This is a genomic window from Gracilimonas mengyeensis (assembly GCF_900182705.1).
Classification (GTDB): Bacteria; Bacteroidota; Rhodothermia; order Balneolales; family Balneolaceae; genus Gracilimonas; species Gracilimonas mengyeensis.
Map to the genome: position 1 here is coordinate 118605 of NZ_FXTP01000007.1, position 18353 is coordinate 136957.

Genomic DNA, 18353 nt, shown 5'->3' on the forward strand with positions numbered 1-18353 from the left:
ATTACACCATTAACCAATACCGAAAATGGCTGAAGAAAGAATTGACGTTAGAAAGACTTACAAAATGTACATCGGCGGTAATTTTCCGCGGACGGAATCGGGAAGAACGTATAAAGCCCTCGATTCAGAAGGTAACCTGCTGGCCAACGCCTGCCAGGGTTCTCGCAAAGATTTCCGGGATGCCGTAAAAATTGCTCGTGGTGCTTTTGATGGCTGGAGCAGCCGCAGTGCCTACAACCGGGGACAAATCTTATACCGCATTGCCGAGATGCTGGAAGACCGTCGCGATCAATTTATGAAAGAGCTCGGACCCATTGGCTTTACTACGGCCGAAGCAGAAGCCGATATTAATGCCGCCATCGACCGGTTGATTTATTATGCCGGATGGACTGATAAATACCAGCAAGTTTTTGGTTCAGTGAATCCCGTGGCCAGTTCCCACTTCAACTTTAGTATGCTGGAACCAACAGGTGTGGTAGCCGCTTTCGCACCGGAAAATAGTCCGCTGCTGGGTTTGGTTTCGGTGATTGCGCCTATCATCGCTGGCGGTAATACCTGCATCGTGTTGGCATCTGAAGAATATCCCCTGCCGGCCATCAGTTTCGCAGAAGTACTGAACTCCTCGGACGTGCCCGGAGGCGTGGTTAACATTCTTACCGGATTCCGTGAAGAATTAGCGGAACATTTTAGCTCCCATATGGATGTAAATGCTATGTGTTACACCGATGATCTTCCTAAAGAGATGAAGAAGACCATAGACGAGAATGCATCGCTTAACGTTAAGCGTATTGTAAAACGTCCGGTGGATGATTGGTATGATGAAGAGGCACAGTCGCCTTATTTCGTCACCGATTTCCAGGAAACTAAAACCACATGGCACCCCGTAGGATTTTAATGAACTATTTTAAATACCTAGTACTTTCTACTTTTTTGTTGATTGGAATTGCAGGTTGTTCTGCTTCTGAGAAAACTGTCTCTGACGACCAGAAAGGTCCTCAGGAAGAATACACTATATCTGAGGAAGAGAACTCTTACCTCTCAGATTATCGCAGCCGCCTCTCTGATACATACGCGAACCGGGAGAATGTCATCCCACAGAATTTCCAGCGCATTCGAACACAACAGCAAGAAAGGGATCTTTACGAAGGCTATCGCGTCCAAATTTACTCTGGTGAAGAAGTTTCACGGGCTGATATGGTCGCAGCAAAGTTTCGACAGTGGGCCGACTCTACCTTTACCGGCTACCAGCCAGAAACATATGTCTTTTTCCGAACGCCCTATTACAGGGTCCATGTAGGTGATTTTCATGACCGGGACCGTGCATTGGCCCTATCCAACATGATCAAAAAAATATATGAAGATGCCTGGGTAGTCTATGATCGTGTGACCCCGGAAAAAGTTCCGGCAGACAGCATCCGGATTTCAACCCAGTAAATTTATTTCTACCTGAACCACTTGTTTACTATAAAAAAAACGCGGCTCAAAAGGCCGCGTTTAGTTCTTAATTGAATATTCAGTGTTTGATATTCAATGTTCTTATGCTTCCTCCAGCTCCAGGTTTTCTTTCACTACTCTTTCCTGCACATCATGCGGAACTTGCGCATAATGAGCAAACTCACGTGTATAACTGGCACTACCCTGCGTCATTGACTTAAGGCGTGTTGAATAGTGATCGAGTTCTTCCAGTGGTACGAAGGCTTTGATCTTCTGAATAGATCCTTCCCCATCCATGCCCTGAATCTGTCCGCGGCGGGTACTCAAATCGCTCATCACGTCGCCCATGTAATCAGAAGGTACGGTGACTTCGATTTCATATACCGGCTCCATCAGCTGTGGTTTGGCTTTCATAAAACCATCCTTAAAGGCCATTCGGGCTGCGGTCTTAAAGGCTGCTTCGTTAGAGTCAACAGAGTGCATAGATCCGTCATATACAGAAACGCGGATATCGCGGGCGCGGCATCCACTCATTGGACCATTTTCCATTTTTTCCATGATGCCTTTTATGATAGCCGGCATGAAGCGGTTGTCAATCACACCACCGACAATACAGTTTTGGAAAACAAGTTTTCCGCCCCAGTCAAGCTCAATCTCCTGCACATCCCGGACTTTTAAGTCATCCGGAGTGTCCATGTTTTCTTTAAGAGGCTCAATAAGCAACTGCACCTCGGCAAACTGTCCGGCACCACCCGATTGTTTTTTGTGCTTATACTGCGTGCGAACCGACGAAGTAATGGTTTCCCGATAAGGTATTTTTGGGGTAATGAATTCCACATCCAGGTTAAAACGATTCTCAAGCTGATCTTCTATCACACTGAGATGTTCTTCACCCTGACCGTGAATGATCACCTGTCGTAACTCTTGGCTATGTTCGATAACCACAGAGGGGTCTTCGCGATGAATCTGGTGCAAAGCATGGCCCAGCTTATCCTCATCGCCTTCTTTGGTAAGTTTTACCGCGGTGCGGATAGTGGTTGGCGGAAACTCGATGCCTTCCAGTTTTACATCATCTCCTTTTTCATGAAGGGTATCGTTGACTTCACTGTCTTTCAGTTTAACCACCGCACCGATATCACCGGTTTTTATTTCATTGATTTCAATGCGTTTGTGGCCTTCAGTAAGGAATAAGTTACCAAGCCGGACTGAGCTGGAATTAGAACTGTTCACCAAATCCATTCCTGGTTGAACCGAACCGTTATACACTTTAAAGTAAATCAAATCCCCAACATGAGATTCCGAGTGGGTTTTGAAAAGAAACATCACCGGCTTGCCATCTGGATCCAATTCAAAGACTTCCCCTTCTTGCGTTTTAGGCGGATTGCCTTGTAATGGATTAGGCGCAACATCATCCAAAAAGCCCATCACACGGCCTGTACCCATATTAAGTGAGGCACAAGAGCAAAACAGTGGAAAGATCTGGCCATTTACCAATGAAATATGTAATCCCTTTTCCATCTGTTCTTCATCCAGCTCGCCCTGTTCAAAATAAATATCCATCAGGGTTTCGTCGTTTTCAGCAATCGTCTCAACCAGTTCCTGGTGAAGTTTTTCGGCCTGGGGTTTCAGTGAATCCGGGATCGGAAGCTTGTCTGGTTTTCCGCCACCCTCAGGGAATTCGTACATGGTCATACGCAACACATCAATAATAGCATGGAAGTCAGAGCCCTCACTATAAGGAAACTGAACCACGGTAACTTCCCGACCAAATTGCTCGCGGGCCTCATCCACCGTTTTCCAGAAGTCCGACTGATCGGTATCCAGCTTATTCACCACAAACATGGAAGGAACGGTATACTTCTGCACGTATTTCCACAGCGAATTGGTAGCTGTCTCCACGCCCTGTTCAGCGTTCAATACAAAAATAGCCGTGTCGGCAATCCGAACGGCTCCAGCTACTTCCCCGATATAATCCGAGGTGCCCGGGGTGTCAATGAGATTGATTTTATGGCCCCTCCAGTCAAGGTTTAAAAAAGAAGAATAGATCGATTTCTGTTTCTCTTTTTCTAAATCATGATAATCAGAAACCGTATTTTTTTCCTCTACCGAACCTCGGCGGTTTATAGCTCCGGCTTCGAAAAGCATCGTTTCGGCCAACGTTGTTTTTCCGGAGCCGGAATGCCCCAGCAGAACTACATTACGAATGCGGGTGGGATTGTATACTTTCATAGGAGACTCCATTTTTTTGGATTGCCACCTTTACGTAATGACACGAAATTTTAATCATATATTTAGGGTTCCGTGCATAAGTGGCATAATGTTACGTATGGTTTTAACTTCAAAAAAGCGCTTACTGCTCGCGCCATGATTTCAATGAACTGTACTCATTCTCTTTGAATGATATGTGAAGAATAAAAATAAACGGACGCACGAATAAATCAACATGAAAAAAATACTGCTGATACAAACCGGCGGAACCATAGCGATGAATGCCAAAGGAGCCGGCGTAGAGCTGGATCCCGAATCATGGTCAAAGGTTTTATACAAAGAAATACCCGAGTTATCCGAGATCGCTGAACTCACTACCATTCCCCTTTTTTTTGAGGATAGTTCTGATTTGAATGCATCCCACTGGAAAAAGCTGGCAAACTGTATCCAGGAACACTATGAACAGTACCAGGGCTTCGTAATTCTGCACGGCACCGATACTATGGCTTACTCCGCCTCAGCCCTGAGCTTTGGGCTTAGAAACCTGGCCAAACCCGTTATCTTCACCGGCAGCCAGTTGCCCATGAGTTCCATACGAAGCGATGCCCGCCGCAACCTGGTTAATGCCATTGAATTGGCGACCATGAACTTTCAAGAAGTGGGAATCTGTTTTAACGATGCCCTCTATCGGGGCAACCGTTCTACCAAAATGAGCATTGGTGATTTTGACGCTTTTGGTTCACCCAATTTCAGCCCACTGGCCGATATTGGCATCAAGATTAAGGAAAAAGTACTGGAAAGCTTTGGCGCTGGTGAATTGAAGAATCTCGCAGATTACTCGGATGAAGTGTTTGTCCTCACGGTCCACCCTAACCTAAATCCTGCCTTACTTGAAAGCTTACCACTTGAAAGACTCCGGGCTGTTATCATCAGGGCATTTGGCAGCGGCAATTTTTGTATCAAGGGCCCAAACAGCCTGTTGCCCTTTCTGGACCGGTGCCTGGATGCCGGAGTTGTCGTAGCCGTAGTATCCCAAGCTGATTATGATTCTGTGGATTTAAGCCAGTATACCGCCGGGCGCGCTGCCCTTGATCACGGGGCCATCAGCGGGAATGACATGACCCTGGAAGCTGCCCTAACCAAACTCATGTTTTTATTAGCACATTATGGGAACAAAACCGAAATTGAGAAATATTTCCAGCAATCACTGGTCGGGGAATTGACGGAGAAATAGGTTTTAAGGTTCAAGGTGTTAGCTGCAAGGTTCAAGTAGTTCACTGGATATAAATAACTTGCACCTTGCACCTTTCATTTTTTGATTTCTATACCCCAAGCTTTTTTAAGTATCTTCCCTTTAATCAATCCAAAGAACAAATTGCAGAAAATGGACAAAGTGAAATGGGGTATTATAGGTTGCGGGGATGTCACGGAAGTAAAAAGCGGCCCGGCCTTCAGCAAGATTGAGCATTCTGAATTAGTAGCCGTGATGCGTCGCAATGCCACAAAAGCCGAGGACTATGCCAAGCGTCATAAGGTGCCCAAATGGTATGCTGATGCGGGCGAGCTCATACATGATCCTGATGTGAATGCCATTTATATCGCCACGCCGCCCAACTCGCATGCTCAGTACACCAAACAAGCTGCAGCAGCTGGCAAGCCGGTGTATGTGGAAAAACCTATGGCCCTCAATTACGCAGAATGTAATGAGATGATCGAAGCCTGCGATGAAGCCGGAGTTCCTCTTTTTGTGGCTTATTACCGGCGGGCACTCCCCTATTTTTTGAAGGTAAAGGAGTTGCTGGGTGAAGAAGCGATTGGCAAAGTAAATTCTCTGCAAATCAATCTGTTGCAAGCTCCCAAACCCGATGACTTCAAATCTCCGGATCAACATAATAACTGGCGTACTAAACCGGAGATTTCAGGAGGAGGATATTTCCATGACCTGGCCTCCCATCAGCTGGATTTGGTTGAATTTTTATTGGGGGAAATCAAAGAAGTCTCCGGTCATGCCACCAACCAAATGGGTTGGTATGAAGCCAATGATGTAATTTCTGCCTGTTTCAAGTTCCAGAATGGGGCAACTGGCAATGGCTTGTGGAATTTCACAGTGCAGCCGGAAGAGCAAAAAGATGAGATCATCATTATCGGGCGTGAGGGTTCCATTACCTTCAGCACCTTTAATGATGAGAACCCGGTGATCTTGAAGAACGCTTCCGGTAAAAAAGAATTCCAACTGCCTTATCCTCCACATGTACAACAGCCGCTTATCCAAACTGTGGTGAATGCATTAAGAGGAAAAGGTGATTGTGCCAGTACCGGCAAAAGCGGCGCCCGGGCCAACCTGCTCATGGATAGGATTTTGGAAAGCTAAATGTTCTGCTCAAAAACAATATAAAGGACCGTTTTCAGCAGTAATGATCCGTTAGAAAATTGAAACAGTCACAAGGTTTTAGGAGCAAGCTTCAAGGAATCCTTGTCCTAAAACTTGTACCTTGCACCTAAAACCTAACACCTCCCAACCATGTTTTTCATTTTTGATTTAGAAACCATTCCTGACATCGAGTTTATTCGCCGGGTACTGAATGACCAGGAATCAGAAGAAGATCTTTTACTTGAAAAGGCCAGTGAAGAGCTGGCCAGGAATTCCTCAGGCTTCCTTCCTCCCATGTACCATCGAATGGTTTCCTGGGTGGGTTTATGGATTGAAAATACCGGGGGGCCCAAGCAAAAAGTAGCCTGGAGTGGTAAAGATGAAAAGCAGGGTTTGTTGAAGATTTTTGATGCCATCGGGACTTACAAAGACTTTGGGTTGATCCACCACAATGGCAAAGGCTTTGATATCCCCGTACTCACCTACCGCGCCATGAAGCACGGACTGCAAATGCCGGTTCGTATGCACGACTATGACATCCGCTACCGCTACAGCCGGCACAATGTGGACCTGGTGGATGAATTCAGCAATTACGGGGCCAGCTCGTGGCCTAAACTCAAGCACCTGGGACAGCTCATTGGCATCCCTTTTAAACAAACCGGTGAAGGTAATGAAGTGTATGCCATGTATCAGCGGGATGAGCTGGACCTGATTGAGCACTATTGTTACGAGGACGTAATGGCCACCTACATCGTTTGGCTATACCACGAGTACACCGCGGGACACATTCCCGAAGATCAGTTTGAGAACTTGAGAGACCGTGCCATGAAGAAATTGGAAGAGATTCAGGCTGGTCCACCGAAGTAGACTTGACTAAAATCGATAAAGTTCGAAATCTGGTCATACATGTTACTACCAAACTATCAAAACGCGATCATACCGGATGAAAAGCTTAGAAATTATTGTTTAGATTTTGATCACCGTACAGGGAAACACAAAGCTATTCTTTTTCAATCAATATTGAATTTTGAAAAGAAGGATTATAAAGAACTAAAGAAACTAATTCTTGAAGGGGTTTCTATGCACGAAGCCGTACTTAGAAATAAGGATCGGTTTGGAAAGAGATACTTCGTTGACATTTCATTAAATGAAATTTATTCACATATTCTAAGAACAGCATGGATTATTAAGAATGAAGAAGAAAATCCTATTCTGACAACCTGCTATCTAAAACAAAAACCATGAAATCTTCCCTGAACATATTAGATGTTGTTGCCACTAAAAAGGCATTCCCAAAGCATCATTTATTAGATGGACAGGTAGGTACTGTAATAGAAATATTGGCAGATGGATTTGTGGAAGTAGAGTTTCATCTAAAAAAGAAAGATGATCCAACGCTAATTCCTCTTCATGAAAAAGAACTCATAAAACTTCATTTCGAGCTTAAGCAAGCCTGAAATACTTTATCAAACCACCCGATCCGGATCACTGAAATCCGGCACCTCTCCCCGATAGCCGAACAGTGTTTTGATCAGCTTTACCGACCACTCACTTTGGTTTTTTATGTACCATTGGTCAGCCGCACGGCGAGCTCCCAATCCCCAGCTTGGATAGGGATGTATGGTATCCGCAATGCCACGCATGGATACCCCGTTTTTTATGGCCACGGCATATTCCGAGATGAATTCCCCGGCATGAGCGCCCACCACTGAAGCTCCCAGTATTTTACCCGATAATTTCTTCGCAAAAATCTTAACCAGTCCGGTAGTTTCTCCCTCAGTCACCGCCCGGTCAATTTTGGAATAAGGAAAACGGTATACCTCAAACTTTTCCCCGGCCTCTTTTAATTGCTGCTCTGTCTTGCCCACATGTGCCAGCTCAGGCTCGGTGTAGGTCACCCAGGAAAGCATATCATCTTCAATCTTCATAGGAATGAATTTCAGGATTGCTTTGGTGGCAGCAATCTTGGCCATGTGCTCACTCATATGGGTAAACTGATATCGTCCGGTTACATCTCCGGCCGCATAAATGTGTTTTTGGTTAGTCCGGCAACTATCATTTACAATTACCTGACCGTTTTGGGTAGCAACTCCGGCCGCCTCGAGATTTAACACGGCCGTATTCGCCTTTCTGCCGGTAGCCACCAGCAAGGCATCTCCTTCCAAAACAAAATGTTCTCCTTCTTTTTTGATATGAACCTGGATGTTTTTTCCATCCTGCTCAACTTTTTCTACTGATGCATCAAGGGCATACTTCACTCCCTGCTCCTTCAATTTTTGCTGCAAAATGTCTACAAGCTCAGGATCATCTTTAGAAAGAATCCTCGAAGCCATATCAATCACCGTAACTTCTGATCCCAGGTTCACAAAAGCCTGCGACATTTCCGTGCCAATAGGTCCCCCCCCAATAATGAGCAACTTTTCAGGAAGGTTCTCAATCTCAAACAGACTTTCATTCGTTAAATAATCGACGCTATCTAAACCCGGAATCTCAGGCACAAAAGATTTTGCCCCCGTTGCAATGATGAATTTCTTTGAGCTTACCGCTCTCCGCTTCCCTTCTTTGGTTTGAATCTCAATGGTATGCGGATCCAAAAAAGCAGCTTTGCCATGGACTACATCAATCCCCATATCCTCGAAAATCTCCGGCCGGTCGGCATCTTCGTAAACCTCCTTCTTGACCTCATCCACGTGTTTCATTACTTTTTTGAAGTTTATTTCTGGTTCATTATCAACCAAACCGTATTTACCGGCATCTTTAATCTGGCGTGCAACTTTAGAAGCTTTAAGCAGGGTTTTGGAAGGGATACAGCCCGTCCAGGTACAATCTCCACCAAGCCGGTCTGCCTCCACCATCATGGTTTTAGCCCCAAAATTTGCAGCAATGCCCGCGGCTGTCAGTCCAGCAGATCCACCGCCGATTACAATCATGTCAAACTCATAGGAACTCATATCAATATTTTTTTGGAGTGATGAGGGAGTATACTGATTTCCTGCTTTAGCAAATAACACAGAACTATCATTCCTGCAGCTCTAAAAAGCCTAAACTTTCAATGGTTTGGGACTATTCCCCAATCAGCATAAAGAAGACAAATACAATAGAATTTCTGAATTAGCCTTTGTGATTTACCCTCAGGTAGTCTTATCTTAGGAGCCTTCACTTTTGCCAAAGTGGCGGAATTGGTAGACGCGCGCGACTCAAAATCGCGTTCCTTCGGGAGTGAGGGTTCGAGTCCCTCCTTTGGTACTTAAAAGCTCTGCAAACTATTGCAGAGCTTTTTTATTTTAGGCTTATCTTCAAACCCAAAAAATTTGATTATTAAAAATTTATAATAATTATGTAACATCATGGGGATGATAGTACTCTTGATGTAAAAGAAGGACTGCATATGCTCAAATACATCGTTCTCTGCATAATGGTTATTGCCGGATATTTGGTTTACATAAATTACCCGGTTTCACATGGCCCTGGCAAAGTAGCTAAAGAGGCACCCAAAATAGAATCAGCCCGATGGGAAAAACCCTTTGAATTTAAAGGCGCCACCCTCACCCCGAAAAAAAAGATTGCCGCCAAAGTGCGGGTTATCAAAAAGGAGCCCTATTATTTTGATGACTTCACTGAATTTTCGCCTATGGACGTGCTTGTGGGCTGGAATGAGCTTTCTGACGAACGGAATCTTGAGTTCATCTATTTTTCACTTCAAGATCGTAGCTACGAGGTTGAACTTACCCGCCCCCCTTTGGAAGTTTCAACTATCCACCGTGAAAGTGATTTATGGCACCTGATTCCTTCCTCCTCAAAAATCAAAGATCAAATTAAAGAGATCAGAAATGGACACGTCATATCCATAAGCGGCATGCTGGTTGATATTGACACCTCGGGTGAGTTTAACTTTACTACCGATACCGAAATAACGCCCCGACAAAATGAAAACGGATTTGGTATCTGGGTTGAAGAAATGAGTATACGTTGACATAATCACTCGGGCTATTGACTGTATTGGCTTCAAAAATTATTTTAGCCACATAAAGAGGTGACTCTTTAAAAGTAAAACAATCAAATTAATTCGGGAATATATGTCAGTTAAGCAAAAGGGTACGGTGAAGTGGTTTCATAACACCAAAGGTTATGGGTTTATTAGTACAAATACCGGGGAAGATGCTTTTGTCCACTACTCCGAAATTCAGGCCGATGGGTTTAAAAAACTGCGCCGTGGCGAAGAAGTAGAATTCATATTAGATGAAGGTGAAAAAGGATTACATGCAAAAGAAGTGGTATCTTTAAACCCTGTTGAAGATCAAGCGGAATAACATACACTAATTAAATATATGAGCTGGCTAAAAGATGCTGCCCTGGATTTTATCGTACTAATTATAATTATGGTATTAGCCTTTATGGGAGGCGATATCTTGTATGTTGTACTTTGGGTCTATTCAGCTCTGATGCTTCTAACCAAAATTCTGGCACAATTCATGCCAGCTCTAAAGCAAAAAGCTAACAAAACCAGTGCTCCCGCTTACGTTTATCATGGTATTTACGGGTTGATCGTTGCAATATTGATTGCATCAGGTTACTATTATCTGGCTGCCCCCTGGGCAATAATCTGGATTTTATCCTTTTATAATCGCCCAAAGGTCAGTAAAAAATCGCAAGCTGCCTCCTAAACGGTCACCCTTTTGTTGAAGATATTTGAGAAGTTCTTCAGTTCTTTTTCTTACCCTCTGCTCGTGCTAGGGTGCCTGATCTTTGTGGTATTCCCAAAAAACGGATTCGCCCAGAAATCCCCGGCTCACCATTATTACTCCCTCTGGGGCGGTTATTCGTTCAATTCAGTAAAGTTTTTAGGAAAAACAGGGAATTCCCAGACAGGCATTTTTGCCATCGGATACAGGCATCAATTGAAAAAATTCCATGGAGAGGGCAATGTATATTATACCACCGACCTCATTCCTTACGTACATTTTGATTATCCCAAAAGAGATGAAAACGACCGAAGAGTCTCCAGAAATGGTTTTGGTGTATCCCCTGTTGGTTTTATGTGGAAAGAAGATGAATTGGATACCGTAGTCCCCTTTGCGCAAATCAGCGGAGGACTTATATATATGGAAAGCGAGTTTCCCACAGATCTATCCAGAAAGTTAAATTTCACCTTTGATATCACCGTTGGTACAGACATCAAGGTGGGTTCTATCTTTGAATTTTCTTTGGGATATAAATTCCATCATATTTCCAATGCCGAAACAGGTAAACATAACCCTGGCTTAGACTCGAACTTTTTATTTCTATCAATTTCAACCCAATAAATTTTATGGATATACAAGCTGCTTTACATACCAACAAAGGCACCATCAACCTCAAGCTTTTTGCCGACCGTGTGCCTAAAACGGTTGCAAATTTTGTAAACCTGGCCTCTCGCGGATTCTATGATGACATTAAATTTCACCGTGTGATTAATGATTTTATGATACAGGGTGGATGTCCCAACGGTGACGGACGCGGCGGACCGGGTTACTACATTGACGATGAGTTCCAGGACGAGCTGATTCATGACGAACCCGGTAAATTGTCGATGGCGAATGCAGGGCCAGATACAAATGGAAGCCAATTCTTTATTACTCATGTTGCCACCCCGTGGTTGGATGGACGCCACAGCGTATTTGGTGAAGTGGTTGATGATGAAGACCAGGAAATCGTTGATGCTATTGAACAAGGTGATACCATTGAAAAGGTAGAACTCGAGGGCGATGTAAAAGAACTCCTGGAATCAATTGACGAGGTCCAGATGTGGAATTCAACTCTCGACGACAAGTTTGAAGACCTGAAAGATCCCTTAGTTTAATCCATTCTTTTTTATAAGCTATCCCGGTTTACTATAAAACCGGGATAGTTTTCTTTATGCCCTTCTCATTTATGTCAGCTCCTTTTGAGAATTTGCAGCCTGATCATAACTTCTCCCTAAACTTTTACAGAACATTTTCGTACGGCTTTTCCGAAACAAATTTTTGAATCTTAAGGCAAAACAGAAATGAAGAAAAAGATACTTTTGCTGGTCGCATTATGTAGTATGATGATCCCCTTACAAGTTATGGGGCAACACTCGGGAGAAGAAATAGAGCTGGAATATCGAAAATGGCGTGTAACTCTTTTCCCTCCTTTAAGCACTAACGGCCTGGAAGCTGTTGATTACACCGCACGCTACTCTATTAATATCTTAGGTGGCTATCACGGAGGACTGGATGGCGGAGAACTGGGAGGACTTATCAACTATAACAAATATTACACCCATGGCGGACAGCTTGCCGGGCTCGCCAATATAAGCGGCGGCGACATGCAGGGAGTAAACATTGCCGGAATTGGTAACTTTTCAAACTACTCCATGTCAGGCATTCAGGTAGCGGGCCTTGGTAACGTTTCCGGTGCCGAACTGGAAGGTATTCAATTTGCCGGATTGCTTAATTCGGCGGCAGAAGGCTCCAGCGGTTTACAGTTTGCCGGACTGGCGAACGTAGCCGGTGGCGATCTGGAAGGCTTGCAATTCGGTGGGCTCATAAATGCAACTGACGGTAGTATTTCCGGATTGCAAGGCGCTGGTATTACAAACCTTGCCCGCAATGATGTAGAAGGTCTGCAGGCCGCTGGTATTCTAAACTTTGCCGGTGGCGATATATCAGGTGTTCAGGCCGCAGGGGTTGCAAACATTGCTCGTGATGATGTGGAAGGCCTGCAGGCTGCAGGAGCCATCAACTTTGCAGGGGCCGATGTTTCAGGACTGATTGCTTCCGGTGGTGCAAATATCGCATTAAAAAATATTGAAGGACTTTTAGTAACCGGCGGTGCTAACATCGCACTTGAAGATGCCAGTGGCTTTCTGGTAGCCGGCGGACTTAACGTTGCCCGACAAATGGAAGGCTTGATGATTTCAGGCGGTGCCAACATTGCTCAAAACATGGAGGGGCTTCAGTTTGCCGGTTTCTTAAATGCTTCACAGACTGCAAAAGGTTTACAAATTGGAGTGATCAACATTGCCAAAGAGTTTGAAGGTGTTCCCATTGGCCTCATCAGCTTGTATGGCAATGGTCGTAAAAATATGGACGTACGCTACTCTGATGGCGGATTCACCGATATTGGTATCACATTAGGAACTTATCGGGTGTACAATGCAGCTATCCTTGGGTACAACACATCCTTAGACAGGGATGTATATCGTGTGGGGATGGCCGTTGGGCTTGAGAAGAACATTCAGGATGCTTTTGAGAATTGGAATGATAAATCCATGTATGTAAACCAGGAGTTCTCCGTTCTACATCATTTTGAGGATGAATGGTCTGACAAGCTAAATCTGCTTTATTCTTATAAATATCATATCGGTAAGCGTTTTAGCAGTGGATTTTCAATTTATGGCGGCCCTACCTTTAACATGCTGGTAAGCCGGGTTGATGGCGCTTCTGACTACAGCTGGTACAGCCTATGGTCGCCCAAGTGGAAAGGACGAGATTACCGTTTCTGGGTTGGCTTTACAGCAGGTATTCGCTTGTTCAAACAGAAAGAAATGAAACGCTTTAGAAACGAATTTCAAAGCTGGGACATTGACTGGAACTGATGAATTGTTAAGGTGAGAATTTCCCTGAACATATATCATTTAGGTTTGTTGATATCTGTTTGGGGAATTCTTGATTTCTGAAGGTTTTTATTTTGAGGTGCTCTATCCAGTTCTTCGTCTATCGTCTGACAACTACAGCTCGTCCGACGATTGAATACTGGCAAGCCTTTTTGTTCTGGCTTACCAGCGTAGTACCATAAACGATCGCCAGACCACTTTCTTCTGGATTCTCGCGATGTATCCTGCATTATTTCACGTACAAGTTCATCCTAATTCCCCTTTCTGTGGTCGGGCGAAATTCTTTAGTTTATATCCTGCCCCATCCAAACTTTATTGGTTTTCGTAGTGTTATTTGAACGCTATTCAAAATGAACCAACACTACTGCTATGAAATATTCCTTTGTTACCGGTTTAATAGTCACACTACTGCTTTCTCTCTTTTTTCTTTATCCAGGTCATTCAAAGTCTTCTGAACGACATACCCATACATCCGCAACCACATTCACTGCTGAACGAGATACTACGCCTGAAGGTGAATATCCCGTACAAAAAACAGAAGCTGAGTGGAAAGAAATTTTAACCTCTAAAGAATACCGGATTCTCAGGGACCGGGGCACGGAACTTCCCTATGTAAATGAATTTGACGGATTCGATAAAGACGGCATTTATGTGTGTGCTGCTTGTGGACAGAAACTATATAGCTCAGAGCATAAGTATGACAGCGGCACTGGCTGGCCAAGTTTTTGGCGTCCTATTGCAGATTCATTGGTGGGCGAACGTGAAGATAACAGCTGGTTTATGACGCGAACGGAGATTGTGTGCTCCAATTGTGGGAGCCATTTAGGTCATGTGTTTGACGATGGTCCCCGCCCTACCGGACTTCGCTACTGCATGAATTCTGCTGCTATGGACTTTATCAGCGAAGAGGAAATCTCATCAAACCAACAAAACTAAAATAACAGTTGTTTTTTGCGGCAACCATTTGGATTATCTGACGTGTACCACTCACGGTATTAATCTAAAATGCATATTGTCATGTCGCAAAAAGCTACCATTCTGTATGAGGCGGAATTTAATCCCAAAATCAAAACCTACCTGAATACCATTGGGATTCTGGTTTGTGTGATTACCGTGGTGGGAATTTTCCTACTCCCCCTTTGGCTAATTTTCGCCTCATTTTATTTTAAGCGATACTTTGAACGGCTGGAATGTGAGCTTACCACTCGCGCCTTACGCTTCAAAAAAGGATATATCTTTCATACTGAGCGCACTATTCCACTGGATAAAATTCAGGATCTGACATTCAAAGAAGGGCCAGTACTGAAATATTTTGGATTGAGTATCCTTAAAGTGGAAACGGCCGGTGGCAACACCCAAACAGGTTCAGACCTCTCCCTCATAGGTATACAATCTGCATCAGAGTTTCGACAAATGGTGCTGGATCAGCGTGATAAAGTAACTGACAATGTTTCTTCATCTAATTCGGACACTGAGTCCACTGCGGAATTGCTAAAGGATATCAGGGATTCCCTGCAGCGCATTGAAGCCAAGATTAATTAGCACTGATTTTCAGAAAAAGCTCTAATTGCGAAAGAACTGTGGAGTAAAATTCCCCTTTTGGGAGGGAATTAAGGGTGTGCGTAATAATCCACCCTGCCCTGAAAGTGCATGGGTTTGGTTGAAGGCTAAAAGTCCCGAACTCTTTCCACAATCTCGGTCATCCATCCCGAATTGCTCGGGACGATGGACGTTGCATTTCGCGGAGCCTTTTCAACCTATTTTTTGAGCAATATTACCAGTGGCTAAAGCGGTGTTGCCAATGGCAGGTTGGGAATCATTTTGTGGCTAAGATTCTTCAGCGGTAGCTTCTGAATGACCCATGATCTACGCAATTATTTTTTTTCGGAATTTTAAAACCCGAGCTTTGCCTCATAAAAAAACCCGTCAGATAATGATACCTGACGGGTTCCTATCAAACCAACCAATCAATTGGTCTTTACTACTCTTCTGTTGAAACGGCGTCGCGGTCTAAAAATTCTTCATAAAGTTGAATATGGCGACTATCCATAGGAATTTTATATCCTTTAATAAATACCTGTTCAATATTGGTCATAGGCTGTAAAGGATCTCCATCAGAAATAAACAGGTTGGCCTGCTTGCCGGCTTCCAGAGAACCTAGCTTATCATCCACCCCAAATATCTCTGCAGGGTTGATGGTGAGTGCTTTGATAGCTTCCTCTTTACCCAATCCATAAGCAGCAGCATAACCGGCTTCAAATGGGGCGTTGCGGGAATTCTCAGTATCATCTGAAACAATAGCCACCTTCACTCCTGCTTCCGCCATCAGTCCGGGGTTTTGGTAGGGACGCTGGTAGTTGTCGTAATCGCGGCTTGGCGTATACAAGGTGGTAGTAAGCACCGGGATTCCAGCCTCGGCGATTTCTTCTGCCACACGCCATCCTTCTTCCACACCGGCAAAGATAACATTCAGTCCTTCCTGACTCTCTGTCCATTTGATAGCTTCAAGAATTTCCTGTTCGCGACCTACTTCAATCACCACTGGTACTTCGCCAGATAATACTTCCCGCATGGCTTCCATTCGGGGATCGTGGTCCGGTTTAGTTTTTCCTGAAGGATTACCCTCATAGGCAGAAACCATTCGGTCATAAAAGCGGGCTTTCTCAAAGAAATCATTGATTTCCTTAATCTCCTGCTCATACTCTTTTTTGATCTCTTCCTCGCTGCGGTCATCCCACCAGCCACCACCGGTTGAAGACGGAAGCTCCATCACCAACGCACCGCTTTTTGCAACGGCCATGGAATCCGGAGAATATCCCCATAAATCCATTACGGCCGCTTTACCGGCAATGATGCCAGAAGACGGAGCGGAAAGCACAGTGGTAACTCCACTCACCCGGGTTACAGGCACCGAAGCGCTATGCGGGTTGAAAGCCGTAAAGGCATACATGTGGGGGTTAAAATCTCCCAGTTCCTGGTTATCCACCGTTACTGCTACAGCAGAAACTTCTACCAGCCCAAGGGCGGTCCACCCATCGATAAAGCCGGGATAAACGTGCTTGCCGGATGCATCAATTCGCGCATAATCGTCCGTGATTTTTGCGTTTTTCCCAACAAAGGAAATCTCATTTCCATCGATAAGAATAATTCCGCTTTCAATGGTACCGTTTGTAACGGTATGGATGGTTGCGCCCGTAATGGCATATTTACCAAAGCCGGGCTTCTCTGTGATTTGTGCCTGGGCGGCCGCATGTAATCCAAACAGCAGCGCAGCTACAACAATAAAAATATTGAGTTTTTTCATGATTCTGTCTCCTGTTTAGATTAATTATGTTGCTGGGCTGATTGCTCGCCAAATAAGATGAAGGCATCCTGCAGGCAGGCATCGGCTTCTCTTCGCGATACGATTTCGCGCATGTGCGAACCATCTTCAAACTTGGTGCCCGGTTCAATGTGGATGCGCATGTCATCGGCATCATTCGCCAGATCGAAGTACTTTTTGCCATCCACAAAAGTCATCTCGGCTTTACTGTAAATGTCAAAAGGATGTCCACTCCAAATGGCCACGTCCCCGTCTTTACCTTCTTCGATGCTGCCTACCCGGTCATCAATACCTAACTGGATAGCGGGATGCAAAGTAATCATCTTGAGCGCATCATTAACCGAGGTATTTCCATAACGTACTACCTTGGCCGCTTCATGATTCAAGGTACGCTGGAGCTGATCGTTATCACTGTTAATAGAGTTAATCACTCCATTGGCATTTAAAATAGATGCGTTGTATGCAGTAGAATAATACACTTCAAACTTATAGGCCCACCAGTCAGAGAAAACCGAAGTATGAGCGCCATGTTTAGCCAATTCCGGGGCTACTTTAAATGCTTCATTCGCATGTTGGAAGGTGTAATTTTCAATCCCATAATCATTGAAAACGCGCACCAGCATCAGGATTTCATCGGCACGGTACGAGTGACAGTGAACCAGGATTTCTCCTTCGATGATGTCATTCAATATTTCGTACCGTAGGTTTTTGGCTACGGGTACCGGAGGTGTTCCCCGTCCATTGCGGTCAAAACCTTGTTTGGCTTCAAGGTAAGCTTCGCGCTTTCTTTTGTAATCCAGTGCTTCGTCAAAGTGATTTCGGATAATCTGTTCCACGCCCATGCGGGTTCGGGGCTGGATACTATTCCCCTGGCCATGGACACGAGTTGGATTTTCACCCAGTGCAAACTTAATCGTTCGTGGAGCATCCTCAAACTTCAGGCCTTCCTGATCGGCACCATAGCGCAACTTCAGGGTCTCACCCTGACCGCCGATTACGTTGGCAGAACCGTGCATCAGGTGGATGGAGGTAACCCCTCCGGCCAAAGAATGATAAATTCCCACTTCGTTAGGGTCAACCGATTCTTCCATTGTTACTTCGGCTGTGACCGGATTGCGAGGCTCGTTGATATCCACGCCGTTCAAATGCGAATGCGCATCAATAATACCCGGCATCACATATTTGCCTGAAGCATCAATGGTTTCCACGCCACGAGGAGCGTTAAGGTCTTTCCCAATACGTTCAATGATACCGTCCCGGATCAATACGTCCGTATCTTCCAAATCACCATCCGTAATGGTAATAACGGTGGCGTTCTGGATGAGCACTGAGCCCTTTTCCTGAGCTTGGGCAGTCCACCCAAACGCGACAATCAATAAAAATAATGTCAATTTCTTCAT

General features: G+C 44.7%; 19 protein-coding genes and 1 tRNA gene. 16 read left to right on the top strand and 4 right to left on the bottom strand.

Going from position 1 to position 18353, the window contains the following annotated elements; all coding sequences use genetic code 11:
- The first annotated feature begins 25 nt into the window (after window positions 1-25).
- Both FN815_RS09320 and FN815_RS09325 read left to right on the top strand, forming a co-directional pair.
- Window positions 26-895: an aldehyde dehydrogenase family protein gene (locus tag FN815_RS09320; RefSeq protein WP_142454359.1), complete on the top strand. Its 870-nt coding sequence runs from the start codon at window positions 26-28 to the stop codon at window positions 893-895.
- Window positions 895-1434, top strand: coding sequence for an SPOR domain-containing protein (locus FN815_RS09325; protein ID WP_185957238.1), 540 nt, complete (start codon window positions 895-897; stop codon window positions 1432-1434). Before FN815_RS09320 ends, FN815_RS09325 begins: the two co-directional genes overlap by 1 nt.
- 102 nt (window positions 1435-1536) lie before the next feature.
- Here FN815_RS09325 and FN815_RS09330 read toward each other — a convergent pair whose 3' ends face one another.
- Window positions 1537-3663, bottom strand: a complete 2127-nt coding sequence (locus FN815_RS09330) for an elongation factor G (RefSeq protein WP_142454361.1) — start codon at window positions 3661-3663, stop codon at window positions 1537-1539.
- A gap of 214 nt (window positions 3664-3877) precedes the next feature.
- On the opposite strand from FN815_RS09330, the gene FN815_RS09335 reads away from it, so the two are divergent.
- The 5 genes from FN815_RS09335 (at window position 3878) to FN815_RS09355 (ending at window position 7470) form a co-directional block, all read left to right on the top strand.
- Window positions 3878-4876, top strand: coding sequence for an asparaginase (locus FN815_RS09335; RefSeq protein WP_142454362.1), 999 nt, complete (start codon window positions 3878-3880; stop codon window positions 4874-4876).
- 150 nt (window positions 4877-5026) lie between these two features.
- Window positions 5027-6013, top strand: coding sequence for a Gfo/Idh/MocA family protein (locus FN815_RS09340; protein WP_142454363.1), 987 nt, complete (start codon window positions 5027-5029; stop codon window positions 6011-6013).
- Window positions 6014-6163: 150 nt separating this feature from the next.
- Complete coding sequence (locus FN815_RS09345) at window positions 6164-6880, top strand: ribonuclease H-like domain-containing protein (protein ID WP_142454364.1); 717 nt, start codon at window positions 6164-6166, stop codon at window positions 6878-6880.
- 39 nt (window positions 6881-6919) lie between these two features.
- A complete protein-coding gene (locus FN815_RS09350) occupies window positions 6920-7258 on the top strand; it encodes a DUF6883 domain-containing protein (protein ID WP_142454365.1) in 339 nt (112 codons plus the stop codon).
- Entirely contained in the window at window positions 7255-7470 is a 216-nt protein-coding gene (locus FN815_RS09355) for a DUF4926 domain-containing protein (RefSeq protein ID WP_142454366.1), read from the top strand. The genes FN815_RS09350 and FN815_RS09355 overlap by 4 nt, the downstream gene beginning before the upstream one ends.
- A 9-nt stretch (window positions 7471-7479) precedes the next feature.
- Here the strand turns inward: FN815_RS09355 and FN815_RS09360 are convergent, their stop codons facing one another.
- A complete protein-coding gene (locus FN815_RS09360) occupies window positions 7480-8964 on the bottom strand; it encodes a dihydrolipoyl dehydrogenase family protein (RefSeq protein WP_142454367.1) in 1485 nt (494 codons plus the stop codon).
- Window positions 8965-9177: 213 nt separating this feature from the next.
- Here FN815_RS09360 and FN815_RS09365 point away from each other — a divergent pair.
- The 9 genes from FN815_RS09365 (at window position 9178) to FN815_RS09405 (ending at window position 15173) form a co-directional block, all read left to right on the top strand.
- A tRNA-Leu gene (locus FN815_RS09365) sits at window positions 9178-9259 on the top strand.
- Window positions 9260-9401: 142 nt separating this feature from the next.
- The gene (locus FN815_RS09370) at window positions 9402-9986 is read left to right on the top strand and encodes a hypothetical protein (protein ID WP_142454368.1); all 585 of its coding nucleotides are present in this window, start codon (window positions 9402-9404) and stop codon (window positions 9984-9986) included.
- Between the two features lie 103 nt (window positions 9987-10089).
- Window positions 10090-10323: a cold-shock protein gene (locus tag FN815_RS09375; protein ID WP_142454369.1), complete on the top strand. Its 234-nt coding sequence runs from the start codon at window positions 10090-10092 to the stop codon at window positions 10321-10323.
- 18 nt (window positions 10324-10341) lie between these two features.
- Window positions 10342-10677 (top strand): hypothetical protein, encoded by a 336-nt coding sequence (locus FN815_RS09380; RefSeq protein WP_142454370.1) that lies wholly within the window; start codon window positions 10342-10344, stop codon window positions 10675-10677.
- Window positions 10678-10911: 234 nt separating this feature from the next.
- Window positions 10912-11316 carry an acyloxyacyl hydrolase gene (locus tag FN815_RS09385; protein ID WP_246075220.1) on the top strand — a complete coding sequence of 135 codons (405 nt, stop codon included), beginning with the start codon at window positions 10912-10914 and terminating at the stop codon, window positions 11314-11316.
- A gap of 5 nt (window positions 11317-11321) precedes the next feature.
- Window positions 11322-11852: a peptidylprolyl isomerase gene (locus FN815_RS09390; RefSeq protein ID WP_142454371.1), complete on the top strand. Its 531-nt coding sequence runs from the start codon at window positions 11322-11324 to the stop codon at window positions 11850-11852.
- A 186-nt stretch (window positions 11853-12038) separates the two neighbouring features.
- Window positions 12039-13613, top strand: a complete 1575-nt coding sequence (locus tag FN815_RS09395) for a hypothetical protein (RefSeq protein WP_185957239.1) — start codon at window positions 12039-12041, stop codon at window positions 13611-13613.
- Window positions 13614-14000: 387 nt separating this feature from the next.
- Window positions 14001-14567 carry a peptide-methionine (R)-S-oxide reductase MsrB gene (gene msrB, locus FN815_RS09400; protein ID WP_142454372.1) on the top strand — a complete coding sequence of 189 codons (567 nt, stop codon included), beginning with the start codon at window positions 14001-14003 and terminating at the stop codon, window positions 14565-14567.
- Window positions 14568-14648: 81 nt separating this feature from the next.
- On the top strand, window positions 14649-15173 hold the full coding sequence (locus FN815_RS09405) for a PH domain-containing protein (protein ID WP_142454373.1): 525 nt from the start codon (window positions 14649-14651) through the stop codon (window positions 15171-15173).
- Window positions 15174-15612: 439 nt separating this feature from the next.
- Here FN815_RS09405 and FN815_RS09410 read toward each other — a convergent pair whose 3' ends face one another.
- The gene (locus tag FN815_RS09410; protein ID WP_142454374.1) at window positions 15613-16935 is read right to left on the bottom strand and encodes an amidohydrolase family protein; all 1323 of its coding nucleotides are present in this window, start codon (window positions 16933-16935) and stop codon (window positions 15613-15615) included.
- A 20-nt stretch (window positions 16936-16955) separates the two neighbouring features.
- On the bottom strand, window positions 16956-18353 hold the full coding sequence (locus tag FN815_RS09415) for an amidohydrolase family protein (protein ID WP_142454375.1): 1398 nt from the start codon (window positions 18351-18353) through the stop codon (window positions 16956-16958).